Source organism: Terrisporobacter sp. (assembly GCF_017888745.1).
Classification (GTDB): domain Bacteria; phylum Bacillota; class Clostridia; order Peptostreptococcales; family Peptostreptococcaceae; genus Terrisporobacter.
On sequence record NZ_JAGHFM010000099.1, the window covers coordinates 1 to 8151 of the forward strand.

An 8151-nucleotide genomic window follows, 5' to 3' on the forward strand; every position below is an offset into this window, starting at 1 on the left:
CTTTTCTACATTAGTATATACTTTACCATTATGATCTATTTTTGCATTAACTTCAAATTCTCTAAATCCAATCCAAGTCTCTTGATCTTTGTTATTTCTTAAACGTATATATTGAGCTTCAATATTTTTATCTGAAAGATCTATTGTTATATCCTTCTCATTTTTACATTGCTTAATTTCTTTGTAATCAACACCATTTAAAGAGTATTCTAAGGTAGCATTTTTAAAGTAATCTCCTGAACTAGCATTTGGCCCTTGAAGGATTTTAATTTTGCCAAGAACTATTGGCTCACTTAATTTTACTCCTACATAATCTCCTGCTACAGTAGTATTTTGTGGATTTACTCGTTGTCTTACATTATAATGAACACCTGTATTTTCATCTCCATCTAGCATGTCAGATTCTTTTCCAGAATGAATACTCCATCCATCAGTTGTACGTATTACTTCACTTGTAAAAGTTGGGACTTCAGGTTGTGGAGTAGTTAATATTTTAAATTCTCTCATAGCAGGCCATTTTCTACCAGAATCTGTTTGTGTACATATGTATCTTACACCAACAACATTTTCTATTTCCACATTTGTAATTTTAACCTTTTCAGCATATGGACCATATATTTTATTATTAATATCTTTCCAATCCTGTCCATCAGTTGTATATTGTACTTTAGCATGTCCAAAAGTATCATCTTTTTTACTTGTATTTCCATTTAATATATCTACACCATAAATTGTAGTTGGTCTACTTAAATTTACTTGATAATATTGATCCACTTGCTCATATGCACTATTCCATATATAAGTATCATTTTTACCATCTATAATATTTTCAATTTTTCCTTGATGTATCCCTGAAATATTTGTTTCTGCAGTTAATTTTAATTTTTCTTCTCCACCATTAACTAATGAATTTATTTCATCAGAAATTGCATCCCTAACAGATTGTACAAATGGAATTAAACGTTTAGAACCTGGTTGAGCTTTTTTAGTGCCATCTATTGTTACTCTGTCATGTTTTTTACTATTTTCATATGATGTATTTCCTTCAGCAAAATTTTGTACAGCTGAATCATTATCATTCTTCTCTAAATCTATTGCTGATTGAACAAACTGCTTAATAGATGTTGCTAAATCTTTTAATGAATTTGCAAATGGAGTAATTTGTTCAACCATTCTTTTATTTTTACTAGTTTTTATGAATTCATCACAGGCCTGGATTATTATGTCCATTTCATTTACTATTTTAGTACCCGATTCAGTAATATTTTCTCCACCATTTAACTTATTAGAGAATTCCTCTAATAAAGGTTTTATATCTTCTGACTCTTCTAATACTAGTCCATGTCCATTTGGCGCTGGATCTGATGTATGCTTTGCTATTGTATGTAAAGCTTCTGGCGCTTCACTATCTATATATTTAAAAGAGTCTTCCCAACTTTTATTATCATCGAATCCTTTAACATTCCAAGCATAATCTGCTATTGCAAAAAGAGCCACCTTTGATGGTTCTGCATCTTGCATAGGATTCGTAACTACACCAGCTAAATCTTCAACATTTATATCTGTATGTAATAAACTTCCTTTACCCATCATTAACCTTTGCATGTTTATATCATTAACTGGCCAGTTTAACCAGAATAGCGGGCTTCTTCTAGTTTTACCTTCTTCTACTCTATTTGTTTTAAAGTTAGTTAAAGTTTCTTGACTAACTGGTGCACATACTGATTGACCTGTCCAGAAAATTTGGACATTATCTGGAAATGCTGCATCATATGTGTTTAATTCTGAATAGTCACCTTGCCAACTTGCATTATATCCAGCTGGACAGAATACCCAGTCATAAACATCTCCTTTTTCTTTGCCCCATTCAGATAGTCTATTCATCATATCAGTAACAATCTTTTTATCAAGATTACCAACATCATCACCAAGAACACCAAATTGACGAACACCAATTGAGTATAATTGTTCAAACTTAGCTATTAACTTTTCCATTTCTCCTTCGAAATCGTTTGCATTAAATTTACCCATAAATGGATGTGCTGTCCAAACAAATCTTGTTTTTGTATCTTTACCTACTTTTACCATTTTAGCTATTTCAGCTAATTCATCTTCAGGATATAATTCTCTCCATTTACTAGTATGATACGGATCATCTTTTGGCGCAAATATATAAGATGTCATCTTAAATTCTCCACCAAATTTCATTAAAGACATACGATCTTCATTTGTCCAAGGTAAACCATAATATCCTTCTATAAATCCACGTATTGATGTATCTGCATAATCTTCAATTTGAAGATTTTTTATTGTAGATCCATCCATTTGGTTAAATATATGTTTTAAAGTTGTTATTCCATAAAATGCAGCATCTGTATTTTTCCCTAAGATTACTATTTCCCCATTTTTTGCTGCCATATAGTATGAGTCAATCTTTTTAAATAAACTTGAATCTATTTCATATTTATCTTGTATATATTTATCTGCATATTCACCTGATGAATATGTCCCAACTAATATATTAGTTTTTCCATTTACTACTTTATTTGACTCTTTAATATTCTTATTTTTTGATTGTAGAACTTCAGTCATACGATTTTTAGTAGCTTCATCAATTTTACTATCGTATACTACATTCACATCTTTACGTATAACAAATTCCCCATTCAAATAATTCAGTTCATGCGGATTAGGATAAATTTCATATCCTGAATTATTGCTTTTTTTCACATCTACTTTAGACTTAGACATTGCACTAACTACAGATGGCTGAATCATAGTGAAAATTAATACAGTGGCTAGCATAGTACTTAGAAATTTTTTCCCTTTAATTTTCATCATATACCTCCCCTTAATAAATTAAATTTTTGAATTGCGATTTTAAGTGACATGTAAACGCTTCACTATAATGATAGATTTTATTTGTATAAATTTTATTTTTTGCACAAAAAAAGCTTTCCTAACAAAAATTGTAGGAAAGCTAATGCCCAATCGGTAACACGCCCCGTTAAAATCTAAATTCAATTATAATATTTGTACATCGTACAAGTAAATTTTATACCATTTTTTTACATTTGTAAATGTTTTCCCGGCATTTCTTTAATATTTTTACCATTTTTTTACAATGAGTGTTTGAATTTTTATAATTTAACATAATACTTCTTTAAACAATCTAAGACCATTTTTGTAAAATACCTTTTCTATTTCTTCTTCACTAAATCCATTTTTCTTCATCTCTTCAGCTATAAGTTGCATATTTGAAGAATCTTTAAATTCTAATCCACAATCTATTCCATCAAAATCAGTACCTACCCCAACAACATCTATTCCACCTATGTTAGAAATATACTTCATATGATCTATTATATCTTTTATCATACTTGTATCTTTGTATGTTAAGTTATCTTTTAAGAAAGTAGAATAAAAGTTGATTCCTATTAGTCCTCCACGTTCTCCAATCTTTTTAATCATATCATCAGTTAAATTTCTTCCATGAGAACAAATACTTCTAGCATTAGAATGGCTAGCTATAAAAGGCTTTTTAGTATTATTATATACATCATAAATTCCATCATCTGATAAATGAGATATATCTATAATCATTCCTAAGTCTTCCATTTCTTTTATAAATTCAAAACCTTTTTCTTTTAGACCTTTTCTCTCATTTCTTACTTCATCATAATAGTGACCATTTGGATATGATAATTCATTTTCATAATTCCATGTTAAAGTCATCATTCTTACACCCAATCTATAAAAGTTTCTAAGTAATGCTAAATCTCCCTTACATACTCCTCCTTCTTCTATAGATAGTAATGCATAAATTTTATTATTTTTTTTATTTCTAATAATATCTTCATAATTATAAACTATTGATATATCATCTTTATATTTTTCTAATTCTTTATATAATAAGTCAATGTGATTTAAGCAATTTTGTAGTGGATTTTTATCATATTTCAAATTTATATAAGATGCAAATACTTGCAACATGTAATCACTTTTTTTCATTTTGTCTATATCTAGATGAAGATTATTTTGTTTTAAGTTTATGTCTTCACCATTATTTCTATAATCATATATTTTTGATATGGTATCACAGTGAAAATCTATTATTCTCATATTCTCCTCCTAATTTTTAAATAAAAATATTCTTTTACAAAAGGTGTAATATTTATAAGTTCAAATGCTCTTTATAAATATCATATGTTATATCTTGCATTAATCGTTCATACTCTGGTACATTTACCTCATTTCCACAGAAACAAATTATAAATGGATCTTTAGTATAAACTATACCAACATCATGAGTAATCCCCTTATCTTCACCAGTCTTATGTGCTATTTCTATCTTAGGTATTTGACTGTGAATATAAAAAGGAATTTTACCATTCAATCTTTGATTTTTTAATATACTAATCATTTCCTCACTTGATTTTCTATCTATTAACGCACCATTATACATCTTTTCAAGAATATAAGCCATGTCTTTAGCACTTGTATAATTTTCAAGACCTAATGCCGATTTCTTACTATCAAACATTTTACGATTTAGTATTGTATTTTTTAGCCCTAATGATTTAATTCTCTTATTTATGTTATCAATTCCTAGTTCATCTATTAAAATATTTGTTGCATAATTATCACTTAAAATAATCATTAGAGTATATAAATCTTTTAAAGTTACTTTTAAATTATCATCCATATAATTTAAAGCTCCACAAGAAGGAACTTTTTCTTCCTTCATTGTAATAAATATATCATTTTTCTTTATTATTCCTCTATTCATTTGTTCAAATACTTCTATTAAAATAGGCATCTTAATTAAACTTGCAGACATTAACTTTTCTTCAGAATTATATTCTATAACTTCATCTGTTCTTAAATTTTTATAATAAAATCCTACTTTACCTTTTATATTAGATAATCTTTCTATTATTATTTTCTTCATCCCAAATCCCCTCAGTTCTTTATACACTCTAATCATATATTATAAATGCACTAAATTACAAATATATCACATCATTTTATTATAAAATCAAAATATATTCTATAAAAATAAAAAAGAAGTAATAAAATTTAATAGCCCTTATTACTTCTTTTTTATTTATATTAATTTAATCACTATGGTCTAATTACATTTGTAGCATTTGCTAATTCTTCAACTATAGTATACATATTAGTAACTTTTCCAACTTGAAGTTTATCTGATAATTCATAGAAATTTAAACAAGTTCCACAACTTAACACTTCTACCCCATTATCTTCTAATACTTTTAAATCATCTATAGAATCTGATCCTTCTGAAGATAATTTAACACCACTGTTATATAATAAAACAGATTTTGGGTACTTATCTAATTGAGTTAAAGCATAAATAAATCCTTTTATAAGGACTTTTCCTAATTCTTTATCTCCTTCCCCCATCTTATCACTACTTAAAACTACTACTGTTTTGTCCTCTTTTTCTAATGTACATACAGCTTCTTCCACCTGTGTTTCTTTAGAAGATACTTCTCCACATTTTATTTTAACCACAAAGTGTTTTTCATTTATAGTTTCAGTTACAGTTGATAAATCCTTTTGAGTAGCCAGTTTAATTACATTTTGTACTGCTATTTCATTATCTACACTTACTTCTACTATGGCTGACTCTGTTAAAGCATCTAATGCCTTTTTTGTCTTAACAACTGGTATAGGACAATTGTCTCCTATAGCATTTACTTTTACTATGTTCATTTTTCTTCCTCCCTATGTAGCCTAAAATTACTTATAACCTATAATAGCTGCTCCTAGTGCACCAACTATCTGTGCATCTTCTGCTATAAATATCTTTTTATTTAAATTATTTTCTAATATTTTTACTAATTCTTTACTTTGAGCTAATCCCCCTGTAAATGCAAGTTCTCCTTCTAGCCTTCCTTTATTTAATATGGATACTCCTTTATTAGCAATAGATTTCAAAATGCCCGCTGCTATATTTTCCTTTGGAATATCTTGAGCTAAAAGACTTACAATTTCAGATTCAGCAAATACAGTACACATGCTAGATATATTCTCTGGTGTTGCCCCCTCTGCCAAGTCATCAATATTCTCAATATCACTACCAAGCTTATGAGAAGTAACTTCTAAAAATTTACCTGTACCTGCAGCACATTTGTCATTCATAATAAAATTAACTACATTTCCATTCTCATCTATATTTATAACCTTGCTATCTTGTCCACCTATATCTAAAATAGTTCTTATGTTTTTATTTAGAAAGAATATACCTTTTGTATGACAAGTTATCTCTGTAACCTTTTTGTCTACAAAATCCATACTAATCCTTCCATACCCAGTACCAATTACCTTTTTTATTTTGTCTTTATCAATCCCATCTATAAGCATATCATAGGCTTGTCTTGATGTAGTCTTTGGGCTCCATCCCGTTGGTATAGTTACTTTTTTTACTATTTTTTCTCCATCAAATAATACTGCCTTTGTAGCCACAGATCCTGAGTCTACACCTATACTATACATTTTTCCCCCTAATAACTTTGATACTATATTTTGATTCTCAGTGCATTATAATTCCAGAAATATATAATATTTAAACTTTACTTTGATAACTATCTTATAATGCCTACAGTTATTATATAATATTTGTATATATCTATTATAATATTATTTTATATATTATCATATAGTAACCTTTTGTTCTTCTATCATCTCTATAAATGCTTCAAATCTTGTTCTTAATTGCTCTGTATCTGATTGAGAATAGTCAGTTTCAATAGCCATATAGTGAATATGTTTATCATTAACTACAAACTCTTTTATTCTATTCCCTTCCACATTAAATGGATGACATGATTGAAGAGCAACATCAATTACTCCATCAATGTTAAATTCGTCTATTAATTTATCTAATAAAGATATTCTGTTATCATTATTCATCATACAAGCACAGCCTATATTTAAATATTTTTTAGCTAATGCATCATAAACATCTGGGTTACTCTCATCAACTAACTCTCTATTATTTCTTATTGATGAACATAATTCATAAGCAACTATAGATCCTCCACTTTCTTCTATAGTATTTATTATTTTATCTGTACATCCTCCTATTGGAGAACCAGTTATTAATATTCTTGGTGCATCTTTCTTAACAGGACATTCTCCTTTTTCATATCTATCTCTAGTATCATCTATAACTTTTCTTAAACTTTTCTTTAATTCATCTCTATCAAATTTAAACTGAGCTTGATATGAAACTTGATATAATTCCATGCCTGTCAATGCTGAAGGTTGTAATTTCCCTAAATCATAATATTCATTTAATAATTTTCTTTCTTCATTTTTATCTATTATAGCTTTTTTTATATCTTCTTCAGTTATAGTCACTTCTAATTCTTTTTCTAGTACTTCTTTTAATAAAATAATTTCATCTTTCCAAAGATTAAACTCATGCTTTCCATTAGCTCTATTTGGTAATTGCATTATGTGTGTAGGTTTTACTTTTCCTAATTCTTCATACATTTTTTTCTTTCCGTCACATGTAGTTTCCCCAATTAGTAAATCAGAAAAATAAAAATATGGACATGTATCAGTTATAGCATGACCGTAGCTTGATTTTATTAAAGGACATAAATTTCTTGGCAATACTTTTTCTGCTTCTGGAATAGCCTCTTCACTTACCCCACAAACACCCACAGGCACAGCCTTAGCTGCTATAGGCAGTTCTGAAGGTGTAAAGCAACAAAACGTTCCCACCATTTTTTTCCCACTATCTTTAACCTCTTTAGCCGCTAAAAATCCATCTTTTCGAGCCTGCGCAAAATTATCAAATTGTTTTGGTAAATTACTCATCTGTATCCCCCTACATAATAATTTTATTTAAACATTTTTATAGTATCAAATATTATAAAAAAAAACTATATTTATTAAAATTCTTTATGAGAGGTTTTAACTTATAGATTTTATTTATATAAAAAAAGAGATAGACTTTTATTTTATCAGAGCCTATCTCTTTTTTATTAAATAAAAAAGATTACGTGGCTACGTGCTACTCTCCCAGGGGGCTTCCCCCCAAGTACCATCGCCGCTCAAGAGCTTAACTTCTGTGTTCGGAATGGGAACAGGTGTATCCTCTTTGCTATAATAACC

Annotated in this window: 6 protein-coding genes and 1 rRNA gene; all 7 read right to left on the reverse strand. The window is 28.5% G+C overall.

Annotated elements, in window-relative coordinates:
- On the reverse strand, nucleotides 1-2838 hold a 2838-nt coding region (locus J7G74_RS05100; protein ID WP_297132683.1), incomplete at its 3' end, for a beta-N-acetylglucosaminidase domain-containing protein.
- Between the two features lie 309 nt (nucleotides 2839-3147).
- A complete protein-coding gene (locus tag J7G74_RS05105; protein ID WP_297132685.1) occupies nucleotides 3148-4122 on the reverse strand; it encodes a dipeptidase in 975 nt (324 codons plus the stop codon).
- Between the two features lie 52 nt (nucleotides 4123-4174).
- A complete protein-coding gene (locus J7G74_RS05110; RefSeq protein ID WP_297132686.1) occupies nucleotides 4175-4951 on the reverse strand; it encodes a serine hydrolase in 777 nt (258 codons plus the stop codon).
- A 173-nt stretch (nucleotides 4952-5124) separates the two neighbouring features.
- Entirely contained in the window at nucleotides 5125-5739 is a 615-nt protein-coding gene (yedF, locus tag J7G74_RS05115; protein ID WP_297132688.1) for a sulfurtransferase-like selenium metabolism protein YedF, read from the reverse strand.
- 27 nt (nucleotides 5740-5766) lie between these two features.
- Nucleotides 5767-6522: an acyl-CoA dehydratase activase gene (locus J7G74_RS05120; protein WP_297132690.1), complete on the reverse strand. Its 756-nt coding sequence runs from the start codon at nucleotides 6520-6522 to the stop codon at nucleotides 5767-5769.
- Nucleotides 6523-6681: 159 nt separating this feature from the next.
- Entirely contained in the window at nucleotides 6682-7854 is a 1173-nt protein-coding gene (locus J7G74_RS05125; RefSeq protein WP_297132693.1) for a double-cubane-cluster-containing anaerobic reductase, read from the reverse strand.
- 183 nt (nucleotides 7855-8037) lie between these two features.
- Nucleotides 8038-8151, reverse strand: a 5S ribosomal RNA gene (rrf, locus tag J7G74_RS05130); the annotation flags it as partial.

Bases quoted from the DNA above. Each gene is read 5' to 3' on its own strand.
- J7G74_RS05110 (WP_297132686.1), bottom strand. From the start codon at position 4,951: ATGAAGAAAATAATAATAGAAAGATTATCTAATATAAAAGGTAAAGTA.
- J7G74_RS05120 (WP_297132690.1), bottom strand. From the start codon at position 6,522: ATGTATAGTATAGGTGTAGACTCAGGATCTGTGGCTACAAAGGCAGTA.
- J7G74_RS05105 (WP_297132685.1), bottom strand. From the start codon at position 4,122: ATGAGAATAATAGATTTTCACTGTGATACCATATCAAAAATATATGAT.
- J7G74_RS05125 (WP_297132693.1), bottom strand. From the start codon at position 7,854: ATGAGTAATTTACCAAAACAATTTGATAATTTTGCGCAGGCTCGAAAA.
- yedF (WP_297132688.1), bottom strand. From the start codon at position 5,739: ATGAACATAGTAAAAGTAAATGCTATAGGAGACAATTGTCCTATACCA.